Below are 17,259 nucleotides of genomic sequence, written 5' to 3' on the forward strand. Positions count from 1 at the left end.
GCGCCGGACCTACCCCGCACGGGTGAGCCGTGCGCCCTACTGTCCAGTGACGATTCGGACCTCGGCGGTGGAGCCCGCAACAAGGGCGCCCCCCGCGGTCCTGGCCTTGCGCCACGCCCCGGCCCGGCCCTCGGCGATCCACTCCCGGCCCGCGTACGAGACGCGCTCGACGCCCAGACGGGAGGAGTTGGCCACGGCCCAGTGCGCCAGCTCCCAGCCGCGCCGCCGGACCTCGCCGGCGTCACCGGTGTCCGTGAGGGGGATGGTGACGGTCCCGGCGGCGGGGGAGACGGCCGGGCTGGGCGTCGGGCTCGCCTGGGCGGAGGCATCGCCCTCCGTGCTCACGACCGCCCCTGCCGCCTCGAACGCGCCGTCCCCGAAGTCCCGCGCGAGCGCGCCGCGCACCGCGTCCGGGCCGCCCGCGTAGGCGGCGGAGGCGCCGGTGGCGTCCCGGCGCCCCTCGCAGGTCAGCGTGGCCGCCGACCGTCCGGTCAGCGCGGCGGCGAGCAGCGCGGCGTCCGGTTCGTGCTTGGCGTAGGCATCCGGGTAGCCGCTGCGCTGCACCCGCTGGGCGGCGACGGTCAGCGGCAGCCGCTCGTAGTCCTCGACCTTGACGAGGTGCTCGTAGAACTCGCCCGCCGCGTACACGGGGTCCTGGATCTGTTCCTCGGTGCCCCAGCCCTGCGACGGCCGCTGCTGGAAGAGCCCGAGCGAGTCCCGGTCGCCGTGGGCGATGTTGCGCAGGCTCGACTCCTGGAGCGCGGTCGCCAGCGCGATCGTCACGGCCCGCTCGGGCAGCTCGCGCGAGGTGCCGACCGCCGAGATCGTCGCCGCGTTCGCCGCCTGCTCGGGCGTGAACTCGTACGACGCCCCGTCGTCCGTCCCGGACACGACCACGCACCGCGGTGTGCCGTTCCCGCCGGTCAGATACTGGACGGCGAGATACGCCCCGAGGGCGGTCAGAACGACGAGCGCCGCCAGGAAGCGCAGCACACGACGGCCGCGACGGCGGGGGCGAGCAGCTGGGGAAAAGGGGTACGGCTCTGACACGCGGTCCAAGGTACTGGAGAGTAATGGCGGACGTGCAGGAGTTGTGAACACTCACAGGGGAGCTGACCGGATCCACTCGCCGGGCGGCCCCGCGCCGGCGGCGCGTTAGGGTCGGGGGCATGGCCGAGACCCCGATTGACCTCACGCTGGACGCCGCGCGGCTCACCGCGCAGCTCGTCGACTTCCCCTCCGAGAGCGGCACCGAGAAGCCCCTCGCGGACGCGATCGAGACCGCCCTGCGTGGCCTGCCCCACCTCATGGTCGACCGGTACGGCAACAACATCGTCGCCCGTACGCACCTGGGCCGGGCGGAGCGCGTGATCCTGGCCGGCCACATCGACACCGTGCCCATCGCGGACAACGTCCCCTCCCGCCTCGACGAGGACGGCGTCCTGTGGGGCTGCGGCACCTGTGACATGAAGTCCGGCGTCGCGGTCCAGCTGCGGATCGCGACCACGGTCCCGGCCCCCAACCGCGACCTGACCTTCGTCTTCTACGACAACGAAGAGGTCGCCGCCGACCTGAACGGTCTGAAGCACGTCTCCGAGGCCCACCCCGAGTGGCTGGAGGGTGACTTCGCGGTCCTCCTGGAGCCCACGAACGGCGAGGTCGAGGGCGGCTGCCAGGGCACTCTGCGGGTGCTGCTGACGACCAAGGGCGAGCGCGCCCACTCCGCTCGCGGCTGGATGGGCTCCAACGCCATCCACGCGGCGGCCCCGATCCTGGCGAAGCTGGCGTCGTACGAGCCGCGTTACCCGATGATCGACGGCCTGGAGTACCGCGAGGGCCTGAACGCGGTCGGCATCTCGGGTGGCGTGGCCGGCAACGTCATCCCCGACGCGTGCGTGGTGACGGTCAACTTCCGCTACGCGCCCGACCGTTCGGAGGAGGAGGCCATCGCGCACGTCCGCGAGGTCTTCGCCGACTGCGGGGTCGAGGAGTTCGTCGTCGACGACCACAGCCCCGGTGCGCTGCCCGGTCTGTCCCACCCGGCGGCCGCGGCCTTCATCGAGGCGGTCGGCGGCACGGCCCAGCCCAAGTACGGCTGGACGGACGTCTCCCGCTTCAGCGCCCTCGGTGTGCCGGCCGTCAACTACGGTCCCGGCAACCCGCACTTGGCACACCGCCGCGACGAACGGGTGGATACGGCGAAGATCCTGGTCGGCGAGGAACGGCTGAGGTCCTGGCTGACGGCGTGAAGTGTCCGGGACGGCGGTTCATGGCGGACACGCTCGCGTCCCCCCTCCGTAACCCGCATGGATCTACGCTGAGGTGAACCACCAGCACGGCGGAGGGAGCGGACATGGCGACCGGCAACCCCGAGGGCAAGAAGCAGCCACCGGACGAGCAGCGGCTGGGGCCGGTGCTGCGCAGACGCGGCCAGGTGCAGGCGAGCACCACGGACCAGCGGCTGCTGGACGCGGGCGGTCCCTCGGACTGGGTCCACACGGACCCCTGGCGCGTCCTGCGCATCCAGTCCGAGTTCATCGAGGGTTTCGGCACCCTCGCCGAACTCCCGCCCGCGATCAGCGTGTTCGGCTCCGCCCGCACACCGGCCGACTCACCGGAGTACGAGGCGGGCGTCCGGCTCGGCCGCGGCCTGGTGGAGGCCGGCTTCGCCGTGATCACCGGCGGCGGGCCGGGCGCGATGGAGGCGGCCAACAAGGGCGCCCTGGAAGCGGGGGGCACCTCCGTCGGCCTCGGCATCGAGCTGCCCTTCGAACAGGGCCTCAACCCCTACGTCGACATCGGCCTCAACTTCCGCTACTTCTTCGTCCGGAAGATGATGTTCGTCAAGTACGCCCAGGGCTTCGTGGTCCTCCCCGGCGGCCTCGGCACCCTCGACGAACTCTTCGAGGCCCTCACCCTCGTCCAGACCCAGAAGGTCACCCGCTTCCCCATCGTCCTCTTCGGCGAGTCCTACTGGCGCGGCCTGGTTGACTGGCTCACCAACACCCTCATCGCCCAGGGCAAGGCCGCCGAGAAGGACCTGACCCTGTTCCACGTGACGGACGACGTGGACGAGGCGGTGGCCCTGGTCTCGAAGGAGGCGGGCCGGTAACCAGCAGAACCCCCTCGCGCCCCTGTCCAGGGGCGCGAGGAACCGCGCGAATCAGGGGCGCGGGGAACTGCGCGAACGGGGTCCGGGGCGGAGCCCCGAGTCTTTGACCGGGGGCCGAAGGGGCACGCAGCCCCTGGGGGAGGGACGGGTAGGGGCGGCGGGGGTGAAAAGAATCTAGGCCAGCCCCCGCCGGGCAACGGCAGGCCCCCGATACCCGGCGATCGCCCCCACCATCTCCACCACCTGCCGAGTCTCCGCGACCTCATGCACCCGAAACACCTGAGCCCCCAGCCAGGCCGAGACAGCCGTGGTCGCCAACGTCCCCACCACCCGCTCCTTCACCGGCTTGTCCAGGGTCTCGCCCACGAAGTCCTTGTTGGACAGGGACACCAACACCGGCCACCCCGTCGCGACCATCTCCCCCAACCGCCGAGTCGCCTCAAGACTGTGCCGCGTGTTCTTCCCGAAGTCGTGCCCCGGATCGATCAGCACCGACTCCCGAGGCACCCCCAACGCCACCGCCCGCTCCGCCAGCCCCCCGGTCACCCGGAGGATGTCGGCCATCACGTCGTCGTACTCGACCCGATGCGGCCGCGTACGAGGCTCCGCCCCACCCGCGTGCGTACACACCAGCCCCACCCGATACCGCGCCGCGACCTCCGCGAGCCGGGGATCGATCCCACCCCACACGTCGTTGAGCAGATCCGCTCCGGCCTCGCACACCGCCTCACCGACCTCGTGCCGCCAGGTGTCGACGCTGATGACCACATCGGGAAACCGCCGCCGCACCTCCGCGACGAACCCCACGGTCCGCCGGACCTCCTCCGCCGCGGTCACTTCGTCGCCGGGCCCGGCCTTCACCCCACCGATGTCGATGATGGCCGCGCCGTCCGCGACCGCCTGTTCCACACGTGCGAACGCCGGCTCGTCCCGGAAGGTGGCGCCCTGGTCGTAGAAGGAGTCCGGGGTCCGGTTCACGATCGCCATGATCACCGGCTCGTGCGGGCCGAATTCCCGCTTGCCCAGCTTGAGCATCCGCTGTGACCTCTCCCAGTACGCCCCGTGATGGACCACCTTGCCCAACCGCCTGCGACCTTAACTGTCAGACTCGCATGGCACGATCGGAGCCGAACACACTCGAGGGGACCCAGCGATGTTCATGTTCTTGTTCCTGGTCGTCGCGCTCGCCGTGGTGGTCGCCGCGGTGACGCTCGCCGTGGTGGGCGGCGGCGACAGCGCGGCACTGCCGGAGGCCGAGGGCGAGCGGCTCCAGGACCCGCTGCCGACGGACCGCCCGGTCAACCGCGCGGACATCGACGCGCTCCGCTTCCCGCTCGCCCTCCGTGGCTACCGCATGGTGGACGTGGACGACGCCCTCGGCCGCCTCAGCGCCGAGATCGCCGAGCGGGACGCCCGTATCGCCGACCTGGAGTCCGCGCTCGCGGGCGTCCGCGCGGCGACGGTGACCTCGCTGCACAAGCCGGAGGAGGGCGACCACCAGTGAGTGACGGCACCGCCCTGGCCGGCTCCGACGGCGCCCTCCGCTGTCCCTGGGCCCTGTCCACCGAGGACTACGTCGCGTACCACGACGAGGAGTGGGGCCGCCCCGTCCACGGCGACGACGCCCTGTACGAGCGGCTCTGCCTGGAGGCCTTCCAGTCCGGCCTCTCCTGGATCACCATCCTGCGCCGCCGCGAGGGCTTCCGCGCCGCCTTCGCCGACTTCAAGATCGCCTCGGTGGCCGCCTTCACGGAAGCCGACCAGGAACGCCTCCTCGCCGACCCCGGCATCATCCGCAACCGAGCCAAGATCGAGGCGACGATCGCCAACGCGCGCGTGCTGTCCACCTGGACCCCGGGCGACCTGGACGCACTCATCTGGTCCCACGCCCCGGACCCGACGACCCGCCCGGCCCCCCGAACCCTCGCGGACGTCCCGGCGGTCACCCCCGAGTCCACGGCCCTGTCGAAGGCTCTGAAGAAGCAGGGCATCCGCTTCGTGGGCCCGACCACGGCCTACGCGCTGATGCAGGCGTGCGGCTTGGTGAACGACCACCTGGAGACATGCGTCGCCAGAAGCGCCCCTCGAGGGACGCGCGGAACTGCTTGATCGACCACGTTGAACCCGCGGTTCCCCACGAGCCGTCACCGCCCCAAGTAGGCCGGCGTCTCCTTGTTCACGAAGGCCCGCACAGCGATCGCGTGATCCTCCGAAGCCCCCGCCCGAGTCTGCAGCTCGTCCTCCTTGTCCAGCGTCTCGGTCAGAGAGTGGGAGAACCCGTACGCCACCGCCTCCTTGATCGCCGCATACGCCACCGTCGGACCCTCGGCCAGCATCCGGGCCACCTGCTCGGCGGCGGAGTGCAGCGAGGCCGTCGGAACGACCCGGTTCGCGATCCCCAGCTGGTACGCCTCCTGGGCCTTGATGCTGCGCGGGAAGAGCAGCAGGTCGGCGGCCCGACCCGGGCCGATCACCCGGGGCAGCGTCCAGGAGACCCCGGAGTCGGCGGTGAGCGCGACCCCGGCGAACGACGTGTTGAAGGAGGCGGTCTCCGCGACCACGCGGTAGTCCGCCGCGAGCGCGAACCCCAGACCGGCACCGGCCGCGACACCGTTCACCCCGGCCACCACGGGCTTCGCCATCCCGGTGATGGCCTTCACCACGGGGTTGTAGTGCTCCTTGACCGTGCTCATGACCTGGCCCGAGCCCTCGGCCAGCAGCCCGATGTGCTCCTTCAGGTCCTGGCCCACACAGAACGCCCGGTCACCGGCGGCGGTCAGCAGCACCGCCCGCACGGCGTCGTCCCCGGCGGCGGCCTCCACGGCCTCCCGCAGGGCCACCTTGGTCGCGATGTTCAGCGCGTTCATCGCCTCGGGTCGGTTCAGCGTGATCGTCGCGAGTCCGTCGCGCACCTCGTAGAGCACGGTGTCGGCCATAGGGGTTCCCCTCCGGTGTCACGGCTGGCGACGTACTGGTCAGTACGTCCTGCGTCACAGCACAGCATGGCGGAGATCACGGGTGGCGGCGGGGGTCGGACGTGTGACCTGCGTCAAAGAATCTCCAACGGCCGAGCGACGACCCGGGACCGTGCGGTGGCGCAGTATCGCAGTCACATCGCCGAATTGGGTGGTTTTGCTCGCGCGCGTTGCCCAAGCGATGCCGACCGATGTTGGTCATCGGGTCATGAGATGCGGGATAATGGCCTGGAAGCAATGTGTTCGATGCCGGTGTCGCGTGTCCCCAGGTGGGACCGCGCCTGCCCTTCAGGGCCGTCGGCTTTGGCGATGAGCTGGTTTCAGGAAGGGGTACGAGCATGGCGGCCATGAAGCCGCGGACGGGCGATGGCCCGCTCGAGGTGACCAAGGAGGGGCGGGGCATCGTCATGCGCGTTCCGCTCGAAGGCGGCGGTCGGCTCGTCGTCGAGCTGACCCCGGACGAGGCCGACGCACTCGGCGACGCCCTCAAGAAGGTCGTCGGCTGACGCGCGTAGCGACCATACCCTTTCAGCGCCCCGGCACCGCCCCTCCCGGCGGTGCCGGGGCGCTGTTGTGGCGGGGTGCGCGCGGAGCCGACGCACCGGCCCGAGGTGTCCCTCAGCGTTTGACCGCGCACAGCAGGCCGTCGCCCACCGGGAGCAGGGACGGGACGAGTTCGGGGCTCTCGCGGACCGTGCGCAGCAGCTCCCGCAGTCGTATGACCTCGGTCGGCTGGGGGTTGGAGTCCACCGTGCGGCCGCTGGCGAAGACGCCCTCGAAGGCGACGAGGCCGCCGGGCCTCAGAAGGCGCAACGATTCAGCGAGGTAGTCGAGGGACTCCAGCCGGTCGCCGTCGCAGAAGACCAGGTCGTACCCGGAGTCCGCGAGCCGGGGCAGCACGTCCAGGGCGAGGCCCGGGATGAAGCGCGCCCGATTGCTGGCGAAGCCGGCCGCGCGGAACGCCTGCCGGGCGAACTGCTGGTGCTCCGGCTCCGGATCCACGGTGGTCAGCACCCCGTCCGGCCGCATGCCGTGCAGCAGATGGATCCCGGAGACACCGGTCCCGGTCCCGATCTCCGCCACCGCCTTCGCGTCCACGGTGGCGGCGAGCACCCGCAGCGCGGCGCCCGTGCCGGGCGACACCGAGCGCAGCCCTGCCTCCCGGGCCCGGTCACGGGCCCAGCGCAGCGCGTCGTCCTCGGCGACAAAGGCGTCGGCGAACGCCCAGCTCGTCAGCCGGTTGCCGGTAATGACCCTCTCCTTATGTCCCCGTGGTTGCCTGGGCGTGACTGTATCCGTTGCCGTCGGGAACCTGCTGATGGGACCGGTCGTTTAAAGGGATGAGTGAGTGACGGGGGCCGCGACGGGGGGCACGGGATGGATCGGACCGACGAGCAGGTGCGGGCATCGGTGCGGGTGCTGACAAAGCCATATGGGCCGCATCAGCCATATGAGCCACATCAGCGCACATCAATTTCTTATAAAACCGCTTATCCGGAGCTAACGGGCGAGGTGGCTATGGTAGGGGCTCCACTGGACACCACCAGAGCCGACAGGGGAGGTGCGGCTGCGCCTGTGGATCGGGGAGGAGTGCTGCGGCGCTTTCTCGGATCGGCGGGCAGGCCGAAATCCGTGAACGACACCGCTGACCACAGCCACGCCGACGCTTTCGCCGCGGGCGGAGCACAGACCGCGACCTTCACCACGGACGCGCACGCACAGGCGTGGACTCCGCCCACCTGGGAGGAGATCGTCAGCACCCACAGCGGCCGCGTGTACCGGCTCGCCTACCGTCTGACCGGCAACCAGCACGACGCCGAGGACCTCACCCAGGAGGTCTTCGTCCGCGTCTTCCGCTCCCTGTCGACCTACACGCCCGGCACCTTCGAGGGCTGGCTGCACCGCATCACCACCAACCTCTTCCTGGACATGGTCCGGCGCAAGCAGCGCATCCGCTTCGACGCCCTGGGGGAGGACGCGGCCGAGCGCCTGCCCAGCCGCGAGCCCACCCCCCAGCAGATCTTCAACGACGCGCACTTCGACGCCGACGTCCAGCAGGCCCTCGACACGCTCGCGCCGGAGTTCCGCGCCGCCGTCGTCCTCTGCGACATCGAAGGACTGTCGTACGAGGAGATCGCCGCGACCCTGGGCGTCAAGCTGGGCACAGTCCGCTCCCGGATCCACCGCGGCCGCTCGCAGCTCCGCAAGGCCCTCGCGCACCGCTCCCCGGAGGCCCGGGCCGAGCAGCGCCGCGGGTTCACGGTGCCCCGGGTGCCCGTGCTGGGAGGAGGGGGCGCGACCGCGTGAGTGGATCCCGTCCTACGCCCGCAGAGCAGCACCTGGGAGACCGTCTCTCCGCCCTGGTCGACGGAGAGCTCGGTCATGAGGCGCGCGACCGCGTCCTGGCACATCTCGCCACCTGTGCGAAGTGCAAGACGGAGGCGGACGAGCAGCGCCGCCTGAAGAACGTGTTCGCGGAGGCCGCCCCGCCGCCTCCCTCCGAGAGCTTCCTGGCCCGTCTGCAGATGCTCCCGGCGGGCGGCGACACCGACGGCGGCTCGCCGCTGTCCGGTGGCTTCGGAGGAAGACTCGGGGGCGCGGCCGGCAGGCCGGGCCTGCCTGGTGACCCCTCCGACTCCCGGGACTTCGCCGACTTCGGTGTCTTCGGACCCGGTGACTCCTTCGGGTACGTCCCGTCGGGACCACACGGCGGCGCGCTGACGCCGTCGGAGGGCCGCGGACTGCTCGGCGGCCGAGGACTGTCCGGCGGTCGTGGGTTCCTCGGTGACCGGGGCTTCCTGAGCGGGCGCGGCTTCCTGGGCGACCGGGGGGCGCTGGGCGAGCGTGGCTTCCTCGGGGGCGGACGTGACCTCTCCAGGGACGCGGACGCCGGCCCGGACCGCGAGGAGAGATCCGCGGATGACAGAGGGGGCACGGGCGACCGTGGCTTTCGGATCCATGACGTCAGCCGCCAGGAGGCCGAGCGTTCGGCCTCGCGCGGCATGCGGTTCGCCTTCGTGGCGGCCGGCGCGGTCTCGCTGGCCGCGATCGCCCTCGGCGGCGTGACCAACGGGATGCCGGTCGAGACGGCCGACGCCCGGGGTGGCTCCGGCACCGGCAGCAATGTCACCCCGCTGCGGAACCAGCCCTCGGGGACGGTCCCGTCCCCCGAGTCGCAGCGCCGCCGGGGAACCGTCGGGCCGCTGCTCGGACAGGGTCAGCAGTCCCTGGGTGAGGTGCCCGTCGCCCCGACGGAGATCTCCGCACCCCTGCTGCCCGGAGTCCCCGCTCCGGCCGGGCAGGACCGTCAGGCCGTACACCCGCTGACCACACCCGTGCTGGCCGGCGCCGCCGTCATGTCACCGCTCATACGTCCGCTCACCGCCGCACCGCCGCTCCAGCTGACCGACTTGTCCCCGGCACCCGAGCTCATCGGCCCGGGCCTGCTGACGGCTCCCGACGCCACCTCGTCTCCCACACCCACCTCGCCCGTCCTTCGCTGACCCCGCGTTCTGCCCGCCGGCCCGCGAACCTGGTTGAATCCAGAGTGGGCCGTGTCCGCTCGGGCCGGTTCCGGCCTGCGGCACTCGGCAAACGGTGGGCGGCGGGCCGGTCCTTGGGGCAGGCCCTAGGTGTGGGGAGAGCATGAACGAGGGGAAGCCCACGAAGGCGAAATGGTGGAGCCGCCCCCGAGCGCACGGCGCGGGGGCCGGGACGACGGGGGACCACACCGAAGTGCCCGAGGACGCGGTCGGTGGGCCGAACAGCGAGGGCGACTTCGAGCTGGAACGACCGGCGTCGGCGCCTGCGACGCGCAGCGCCGACACCGCCGCCGACACCGACTTCGAACTGGCCCGCCCGGCCGCCGAAGCCCCGCACCGGTCCGGCTCCACGCCGGTTCCCGACACGAACGGCGACTTCGAGCTGGAGCGGCCGGCACTGACGGAGGAGGGGCGTGGTGCTGCGGCCGGGGCGAGTCACGGAGCCGTGCTCGCCGAGGCGGCGGACGGCGTCGCCCAAGGGGCCGCTACAGCCGAGGCCGCGCGCCACGGCGACGGGGCGGCGATGCCGACGAACGCCGACGGGGGCGATCCCCGTACTGCCGACGCGGGCGACGCGCGGGGGGCCGGGGCGAGTCCACCGGCTTCCGATGAGGTGACCGCGCGGCTCGGGCTGGAGAAGAGTGCCACGGGGGCTGCAGCTGTTTCCCAGGCGGCTGTGGCCCGGCGCGCGGGGGAGCCCGGTGGGTCCGGTTCTGCCGCTGTGGCAGCCACCGCGGTGGCCGCCACGGCTGTCGCTGAGGCCCAGCTGTCGGGTGAGCCAGGTGCCCTGAGCGCCGCTGGAGGGCTCTCCGAGCGCCCCAAGCCGCTGCACGACCCCGATCCCTACAGCACCCCTCCGTACGGCGAGCCAGGCCCCTGGGCGCCCGCTCCGCCGGTCCAGCACCCGGCGACGACTCCCGCGCACGGCACGCACGTCGACGCCCCCTCGGTGGGGGTGCCAACCCATGCCGGGGAGACGGCGGCGGGTGCCTTGGCGCACTCGGGCCCCCCTTCGGCCAGCACGTCGACACCCCTCGCGGAAGCGGCCTCGGCAGCGCCTCCGCCCTCTTCGGTGACCCCGGCCCACGGCACCGCCGTACCCCCGACCGTGCCTCAGCCCACGGCGGCGGCAGGTCAGCCAGGGGTGGCCCCCGAACCGGAGCAGCCCCAGGTGGCGCCCCAGCCCCCGGGGGCCTCCTATGCCTATCCGTCGCAGCCGGGGCCGCCGCCCTTCGGGGAGGCGGCGCGTGCTGCGGCGACTCCGTACGCGGAGGGGGCTCAGCCTCCGTCGGCCGGCTACGCGGACGCCTCCCGAGCCGTGCCGCAGACATCGCCCGGGCCCTGGCAGAACTACGACCCCTGGGCCGGTTCGGGGTCGTTGCAACAGAACGGGGCCGCAGTGGGCGGCGTCGCGCGGCGGCGGGGCCGGAGAGGGAAGGGGCTGTTGGCCGGGGCCTTGCTGATCGCTCTGGTGGCCGGCGGCGTCGGCGGTGTCGTGGGCGCGTATCTGGAGCGCAACGGCGGGGTCGGCGAGGTCGAACTGCCGCAGGCCGCCGACGGGGTGACAGGGCGGGCGCCCGACAGCGTCGCCGGGATCGCCGCCAGCGCCCTGCCCAGCGTCGTGACCCTGCATGTGAGCGGGAGCAGCGCGCAGGGCACCGGCACGGGGTTCGTGCTCGACGAGCGGGGCCACATCCTCACCAACAACCACGTCGTCGACCCCGCCGGCACGAGCGGCGACATATCGGTGACGTTCAGCGGTGGCGAGACGGCCAAGGCCACCATCGTCGGCCGGGACACCGGCTACGACCTGGCCGTCGTCAAGGTGTCCGGCGTCAGCGGACTCAAGCCGCTGACCCTCGGCAACTCGGAGCAGGTCCAGGTCGGCGACCCGGTCGTCGCCATCGGCGCCCCCTTCGACCTGGCCAACACCGTCACGTCCGGCATCATCAGCGCCAAGGAACGGCCCATCACGGCCGGCGGCGTGAGCGACGTGTCGTACGTGGACGCGCTGCAGACCGACGCGCCGATAAACCCGGGCAACTCCGGCGGCCCGCTCCTCGACGGCAAGGGCCGGGTGATCGGCATCAACAGCGCCATCCGCTCCGCCGGCAGCGGCTCCGAGTCGGACGGCGGACAGGCCGGTTCGATCGGGCTCGGCTTCGCGATACCCATCAACCAGGGCAAGCGCGTCGCCGAGGAGTTGATCAACACGGGCAAGGCGACCCATCCGGTGATCGGGGTCACCCTCGACATGGACTACTCGGGTGACGGCGCCCGCATCGGCGAGGAGGGCAGCGGCGGCGGGTCCGCGGTGACCGAGGGCGGCCCGGCCGACCGGGCGGGCATCCGCTCGGGGGACGTCGTCACCGAGGTCGACGGCCAGCGCGTCCACTCCGGCGACGAGCTGATCGTCAAGGTCCGCGCCCACCGGCCCGGCGACCGGCTGGAGCTGACCCTCCAGCGGAACGGCGAGGAGCAGACGGTCACCCTGACCCTCGGCTCGTCCGGCGACTGACAGCAACTTCACAGAAGAGGGTCCCGTACCCCATTCCGCCAGGCAAACAGCTGGGAAAACCCGCCGGGCGGACCTGGTCCGAAGCCGCCCGACGGTACCGGATCGGCGGCATCGCCGGGTACCGTGGATCCGGCCCGGACCACGGAAGACCTGCCGAGGCCCGAGGACGGGACCGAGGACATCGCAAGGAGCTTCAGGTGTTCAATGACATAGGTGCGCTCGAGGTGGTGACGCTCGTCGTCCTCGCCGTGCTCGTCTTCGGTCCGGACAAGCTCCCGAAGGTGATCCAGGACGTCACGCGGACCATCCGCAAGATCCGCGAGTTCTCGGACAGCGCCAAGGCGGACATCCGCAACGAACTCGGCCCGGAGTTCAAGGACTTCGAGTTCGAGGACCTCAACCCCAAGACGTTCCTCCGCAAGCAGCTGGACAACGACGAGCTGGGGCTCAAGGAGATCCGCAACGGCTTCGACCTGAAGAAGGAGATGGCCGAGCTCACGGACGCGGTCCACGGCCGCGAGTCAGAGTCGTCGGCCTCCTCGTCGTCCGGCGCCGACTCCGGTGGCTCCTCCTCGGGCTCGACCGGCGGTGCCGTCGACATGACGAAGAAGAAGCTCGAGATCGAAGAGCGTCCGCCGTACGACATGGACGCCACCTGAGCGGTAGGCCCGGCACGCCTTAAGCCCGGGACGCCCTGACTCCGGCGCGCCGTAGGTCCTGCCGCTGTAAGCCCGGCCGTCGTAGGTCCCGCCGTCTTACGCCCGCTCACCGCCCGTACCGCCTCAGGCCTGCCCTTCCGTGCCGTACGCCCGTGTGCCGCCGCGCCCCGTACGTGACGCGATTCATACCGCCACGCACCCTCGTACGGCCTGAAGCCGCCCGTACGCCGTCCTACGCGCCGGGCGCTTTCCCTGCTGCTCGGAGAGCTGTGGCTATGCTGCCCAGTTGTTGTGCGGACCGTAAGGAGAGCGAGCGACGACGCCCGAGTGGGGGGCGGGCCGCTCCGGTCCGCCGAGAGCGAGGAGGCGTCCGGGCAGATGGAGACGACGAGTCGGGTAGGCGCGCAGGCGTCGGCCGCGGAGGGTGGACAACCTGTCCCCTCCGCCCGACGCACGGTCGACGGCTACCTGCTGGCGCCCTTCCCGTGGTACGGCCTCGACGAGGCCTTCACGGGACCGCGCTGGCTGATGCAGGTCGGTACGTCGGCGGAAGGAGCCGTCGAGCACGGTTCGATCGGCCACGGTGACGAGCCCTCGGTGCGCAACGAGTACACCGCCGGGGCGGACGACGAGGTCAAGGAGCGCTTCGCGGTCGTGGTGACCGTCGCGGCGAACGACGTGCGTCGCAGCGCCGACGGGACGGGAGTGCTGGAGGCCACGTCGGTCTCCTCCGCCGCCTGGCTGGCGGGCGTGGGGCTGTTGTCCTTCACCTGGCCGGGGCAGTTGGACCACACCCGGCGGGACGACTGGCTCGACCAGCAGACCGAGACGGCGTGGGTCCTCGCGGACGATCTCGCCGGTCCGGACTGGTCGACGCTGTCCCTGCCGGTGGACGGGGTGCCGACGCCGTTCCACTACCGGGAGTCCGAGTTCGGGTGGGTGCTCGCCGGGTCGACCTCGCAGGGGGTGCACGTGGGCGCCTACGGGAGGGGCATGAGCGCGTATGGGCTCGGCTTCGCCGTGATCAAGGACATCGAGGCGTACGCGTAGTCCCGAAGGGCACCGCAGGGTTGTGTTGCGGTGCCCTTCATCGCCGTTGGGGATTCGGTGGTTCGGGGGTGCGGGTGCGTCGTGGCTTGTCGCGCAGTTCCCCGCGCCCCTTTCCAGCGGCCCTGGCTTCGACAGGCGCCCCTAGAACTTGTTCCTCGGGGTGATTCCCAGGCTCATGCCCGACAGGCCCCTCTGGCGGCCGCCCAGCTTGCCCGCGATGGCTCGCAGGGCGGAGCCGGCGGGGGAGTCGGGGTCGGAGAGGACGACCGGGCGGCCGTCGTCACCGCCCTCGCGGAGGCGGACGTCGATGGGGATGGAGCCGAGGACCGGGACGGTGGCGCCGGTGGTGCGGGTGAGGCCGTCGGCGACGGACTGGCCGCCGCCCGTGCCGAAGACGTCGACCATCTCGTCGCAGTGCGGGCAGGGCAGGCCCGCCATGTTCTCGACGACGCCGACGATCTTCTGGTGGGTCTGCACGGCGATGGAACCGGCGCGCTCGGCGACCTCGGCGGCCGCCTGCTGAGGGGTCGTCACGACGAGGATCTCGGCGTTCGGGACCAGCTGGGCCACCGAGATGGCGATGTCGCCCGTGCCCGGCGGGAGGTCCAGGAGCAGGACGTCCAGATCGCCCCAGTAGACGTCCGCGAGGAACTGCTGCAACGCCCGGTGCAGCATCGGGCCGCGCCAGACGACCGGGGTGTTGCCCGGGGTGAACATGCCGATCGAGATGACCTTCACGCCGTTCGCGGACGGCGGCATGATCATGTTCTCGACCTGGGTGGGACTGCCGTCGGCGCCCAGCATGCGGGGCACGGAGTGGCCGTAGATGTCGGCGTCGACGACGCCGACCTTGAGGCCGTCGGCGGCCATGGCGGCCGCCAGGTTCACCGTCACCGAGGACTTGCCGACGCCGCCCTTGCCGGAGGCGACGGCGTACACGCGCGTGAGGGAGCCCGGCTTGGCGAAGGGGACCTCGCGCTCGGCCTGGCCGCCGCGCAGCGCGCTCGCCAGCTCCTTGCGCTGTTCGTCGCTCATGACGTCGAGTTCGACGTCGACGCGGGTGACGCCCTCGACGCTCGAGACCGCCTCGGTCACACGCTGGGTGATCGTGTCGCGCATGGGGCAGCCGGAGACCGTCAGGTACACGGCGACCGCGACCGCTCCGTCCGCACCGATCTCCACCGACTTGACCATCCCGAGTTCGGTGATGGGTCGGTTGATCTCGGGGTCGTTCACCGTCGACAGTGCTTCGCGCACCGCGTCTTCCGTAGCCATAAGGACGATGGTACGGCGACCCGCGGGGCCCCTGGGAGCCCCGTCAGCGGTCGCCCATGTCACGTCCGCGCGGGTGTTCCGGCGGGAATACGGTCCGCGTCCCCCGCGGCCCGTCACCGTCGTGCTCCTGCAGCTCCCTGACCAGGTCCTGAAGCTCCGAGCGCAGCCAGTCGCGGGTGGCGACCTCGCCGAGGCCGATCCGCAGCGCGGCGATCTCCCTGGTCAGGTACTCGGTGTCGGCGATCGACCGCTCGTTCTGCTTGCGGTCCTGTTCGAGGTTGACCCGGTCGCGGTCGTCCTGGCGGTTCTGCGCGAGAAGGATCAGCGGGGCGGCGTACGAGGCCTGCAGGGAGAGCATCAGGGTCAGGAAGATGAAGGGGTAGTTGTCGAAGCGCAGGTCACGCGGGGCGGAGACGTTCCACACCACCCAGAGGATGATGACGACGGTCATCCAGACGATGAACCGGCCCGTGCCCAGGAACCGTGCGATCCGCTCCGACAGCCGTCCGAACGCCTCCGGGTCCCACTCGGGGAGGAACCTGGCCCGGCGCGGCAGCGGCTGGTCGAGACGTGTACGCGGGCGGGCTGTGGCCCCCGAGAGCGTGCGCTCCCGCAGGGGCGCCCCGGAGTGCAGTGTGCGCTCGCGTGCGCCCACACCGGAGTGCGCCCTCTCGCGCCCCCCGTCCCGCCCCTCGCGCCCGTCACGCTCGGGAACCATCGGCGGCCCCCTCGTCGTCGGCGACGCCGTTGTCCTCGTGCAGATGGAACTCCGTCTCCCGCCAGTCCTCGGGCAGCATGTGGTCCAGCACGTCGTCCACGGTCACCGCGCCCAGCAGCGATCCGCTCTCGTCGACGACGGGCGCCGCGACCATGTCGTACGTCGCGAAGAACCCGGCGACGGCCCGCAGCGCCGCCTCGGGGTCCAACGGCTGGAGATCGTCGTCGATGATCGCGCTGACCAGGGTGTACGGCGGGTCCCGCAGCAGCCGCTGGAAGTGGACCGTGCCGAGGTACTTGCCGGTCGGGGTCTCGTCCGGCGGCCGGCACACGTACACCTGGGCGGCGAGCGCCGGGGACAGGTCGGGGTTGCGGACCCGGGCGAGCGCGTCGGCGACGGTCGCGTCCGGGCGCAGCACGATCGGCTCGGTGGTCATCAGACCGCCGGCGGTCTTCTCCTCGTACGCCATGAGCCGCCGGACGTCGGCCGCGTCGTCCGGCTGCATCAGCGTCAGCAGGCGTTCCTGCTCGTCCTTGGGCAGTTCGGCGAGGAGGTCGGCGGCGTCGTCGGGGTCCATGGCCTCCAGGACGTCGGCGGCCCGCTCCTCCTTGAGCTTGCCGAGGATCTCGATCTGGTCGTCCTCGGGCAGCTCCTCCAGGACGTCGGCGAGCCGGTCGTCGTCGAGGGCGGCGGCGACCTCGGCCCGGCGCTTGGGGGAGAGGTGGTGCAGGACGTTGGCCAGGTCGGCCGGGCGGAGCTGCTCGAAGGTCGCGAGGAGGTTCTCGGCGCCCTGCCCGTGCTCCTCCAGCGAGAACCCGGTGACCGCCGACCACTCCACCGTCAGCGTCTCGCCCTTGTGCCGCCGGAAGGCCCCGCCCTTCCCCTTCCGCACGAACACCCGGTCGATCTCCCAGTCCCGGCGGGCCGGCAGCTGCTGCACTGAGATGTCGAGGACCGTCACCTCCTCGCCCGTCTCCACCAGCTGTACGCGGCGGTCGAGCAGTTCCCCGACGACGAGCCGTTCGGTGGGCCGCTGCTCGAACCGGCGTACGTTCAGGACACCGGTGGTGATGACCTGGCCGGACTCCACGCCGGTGACCCGGGTCATGGGCAGGAAGATCCGGCGGCGCGTGGACAGCTCGACGACCAGCCCGAGCAGCCGTGGGGGCTTCCGGCCCACCCGGAGGATGGTCACGAGGTCGCGGACGCGGCCCACCTGGTCGCCGTTCGGGTCGAAGACGGCGACGCCGGAGAGGTGGGAGACGAAGATCCGGGGCGCCACCGCCGCCATGAGCCGCCCCTTTCCTTCCGTCGCAGGGGGATTGTCCGCCGAGGAGGGCTTCAGGCTAGCCCGTCCCGATCGGATATGCCCTGGTGAGCGGTGCGGACGGACTGGCTCCGTGGCATGCC

17 protein-coding genes are annotated in these 17,259 nt (G+C 71.8%); 10 read left to right on the forward strand and 7 right to left on the reverse strand.

Features of this window, described 5'->3' with window-relative positions:
• Positions 1-36: 36 nt before the first annotated feature.
• Complete coding sequence (locus tag ACWD26_RS11420; protein ID WP_451268648.1) at positions 37-1,050, reverse strand: heavy metal transporter; 1,014 nt, start codon at positions 1,048-1,050, stop codon at positions 37-39.
• Positions 1,051-1,169: 119 nt separating this feature from the next.
• Here ACWD26_RS11420 and dapE point away from each other — a divergent pair, with 119 nt between their 5' ends.
• Together dapE and ACWD26_RS11430 are read left to right on the forward strand one after the other, a co-directional pair.
• Entirely contained in the window at positions 1,170-2,249 is a 1,080-nt protein-coding gene (dapE, locus tag ACWD26_RS11425) for a succinyl-diaminopimelate desuccinylase (RefSeq protein WP_451268650.1), read from the forward strand.
• Between the two features lie 104 nt (positions 2,250-2,353).
• Entirely contained in the window at positions 2,354-3,112 is a 759-nt protein-coding gene (locus ACWD26_RS11430; protein ID WP_451268652.1) for an LOG family protein, read from the forward strand.
• A 174-nt stretch (positions 3,113-3,286) separates the two neighbouring features.
• Here the strand turns inward: ACWD26_RS11430 and folP are convergent, their stop codons facing one another.
• The gene (gene folP / locus ACWD26_RS11435) at positions 3,287-4,147 is read right to left on the reverse strand and encodes a dihydropteroate synthase (RefSeq protein ID WP_451269122.1); all 861 of its coding nucleotides are present in this window, start codon (positions 4,145-4,147) and stop codon (positions 3,287-3,289) included.
• A 118-nt stretch (positions 4,148-4,265) separates the two neighbouring features.
• Here folP and ACWD26_RS11440 point away from each other — a divergent pair, with 118 nt between their 5' ends.
• Both ACWD26_RS11440 and ACWD26_RS11445 read left to right on the forward strand, forming a co-directional pair.
• Positions 4,266-4,616: a DivIVA domain-containing protein gene (locus ACWD26_RS11440; RefSeq protein WP_451268654.1), complete on the forward strand. Its 351-nt coding sequence runs from the start codon at positions 4,266-4,268 to the stop codon at positions 4,614-4,616.
• Positions 4,613-5,221: a DNA-3-methyladenine glycosylase I gene (locus ACWD26_RS11445; RefSeq protein WP_451268656.1), complete on the forward strand. Its 609-nt coding sequence runs from the start codon at positions 4,613-4,615 to the stop codon at positions 5,219-5,221. The genes ACWD26_RS11440 and ACWD26_RS11445 overlap by 4 nt, the downstream gene beginning before the upstream one ends.
• Before the next feature lie 35 nt (positions 5,222-5,256).
• Here the strand turns inward: ACWD26_RS11445 and chcB are convergent, their stop codons facing one another.
• Entirely contained in the window at positions 5,257-6,048 is a 792-nt protein-coding gene (chcB, locus tag ACWD26_RS11450; RefSeq protein WP_451268658.1) for a 2-cyclohexenylcarbonyl CoA isomerase, read from the reverse strand.
• A 377-nt stretch (positions 6,049-6,425) separates the two neighbouring features.
• On the opposite strand from chcB, the gene ACWD26_RS11455 reads away from it, so the two are divergent.
• On the forward strand, positions 6,426-6,593 hold the full coding sequence (locus tag ACWD26_RS11455; RefSeq protein WP_003966491.1) for a DUF3117 domain-containing protein: 168 nt from the start codon (positions 6,426-6,428) through the stop codon (positions 6,591-6,593).
• Between the two features lie 112 nt (positions 6,594-6,705).
• Here ACWD26_RS11455 and ACWD26_RS11460 read toward each other — a convergent pair whose 3' ends face one another.
• Positions 6,706-7,407 (reverse strand): O-methyltransferase, encoded by a 702-nt coding sequence (locus tag ACWD26_RS11460; protein ID WP_451269124.1) that lies wholly within the window; start codon positions 7,405-7,407, stop codon positions 6,706-6,708.
• A gap of 270 nt (positions 7,408-7,677) precedes the next feature.
• Between ACWD26_RS11460 and sigE the strand changes: the two genes are divergently transcribed.
• From sigE to ACWD26_RS11485, 5 genes are all read left to right on the forward strand, one after another.
• The gene (gene sigE / locus ACWD26_RS11465) at positions 7,678-8,394 is read left to right on the forward strand and encodes an RNA polymerase sigma factor SigE (RefSeq protein WP_451268660.1); all 717 of its coding nucleotides are present in this window, start codon (positions 7,678-7,680) and stop codon (positions 8,392-8,394) included.
• Complete coding sequence (locus ACWD26_RS11470; RefSeq protein WP_451268662.1) at positions 8,391-9,590, forward strand: zf-HC2 domain-containing protein; 1,200 nt, start codon at positions 8,391-8,393, stop codon at positions 9,588-9,590. Before sigE ends, ACWD26_RS11470 begins: the two co-directional genes overlap by 4 nt.
• Positions 9,591-9,732: 142 nt before the next feature.
• Complete coding sequence (locus ACWD26_RS11475) at positions 9,733-12,147, forward strand: trypsin-like peptidase domain-containing protein (protein ID WP_451268664.1); 2,415 nt, start codon at positions 9,733-9,735, stop codon at positions 12,145-12,147.
• 197 nt (positions 12,148-12,344) lie between these two features.
• Positions 12,345-12,806, forward strand: coding sequence for a sec-independent translocase (locus ACWD26_RS11480; RefSeq protein WP_451268666.1), 462 nt, complete (start codon positions 12,345-12,347; stop codon positions 12,804-12,806).
• A 378-nt stretch (positions 12,807-13,184) separates the two neighbouring features.
• On the forward strand, positions 13,185-13,856 hold the full coding sequence (locus ACWD26_RS11485; protein ID WP_451268668.1) for a hypothetical protein: 672 nt from the start codon (positions 13,185-13,187) through the stop codon (positions 13,854-13,856).
• 141 nt (positions 13,857-13,997) lie between these two features.
• Here the strand turns inward: ACWD26_RS11485 and ACWD26_RS11490 are convergent, their stop codons facing one another.
• The 3 genes from ACWD26_RS11490 to ACWD26_RS11500 are packed head-to-tail and all read right to left on the reverse strand — an operon-like array spanning position 13,998 to position 17,140.
• Positions 13,998-15,131, reverse strand: coding sequence for an Mrp/NBP35 family ATP-binding protein (locus ACWD26_RS11490; protein WP_451268670.1), 1,134 nt, complete (start codon positions 15,129-15,131; stop codon positions 13,998-14,000).
• Positions 15,132-15,174: 43 nt separating this feature from the next.
• Positions 15,175-15,849 carry a DUF1003 domain-containing protein gene (locus ACWD26_RS11495; protein ID WP_451268672.1) on the reverse strand — a complete coding sequence of 225 codons (675 nt, stop codon included), beginning with the start codon at positions 15,847-15,849 and terminating at the stop codon, positions 15,175-15,177.
• Complete coding sequence (locus tag ACWD26_RS11500; RefSeq protein ID WP_451268674.1) at positions 15,833-17,140, reverse strand: magnesium transporter MgtE N-terminal domain-containing protein; 1,308 nt, start codon at positions 17,138-17,140, stop codon at positions 15,833-15,835. Before ACWD26_RS11500 ends, ACWD26_RS11495 begins: the two co-directional genes overlap by 17 nt.
• Positions 17,141-17,259 lie beyond the last annotated feature (119 nt).

This window comes from Streptomyces sp. NPDC002787, from assembly GCF_053592095.1.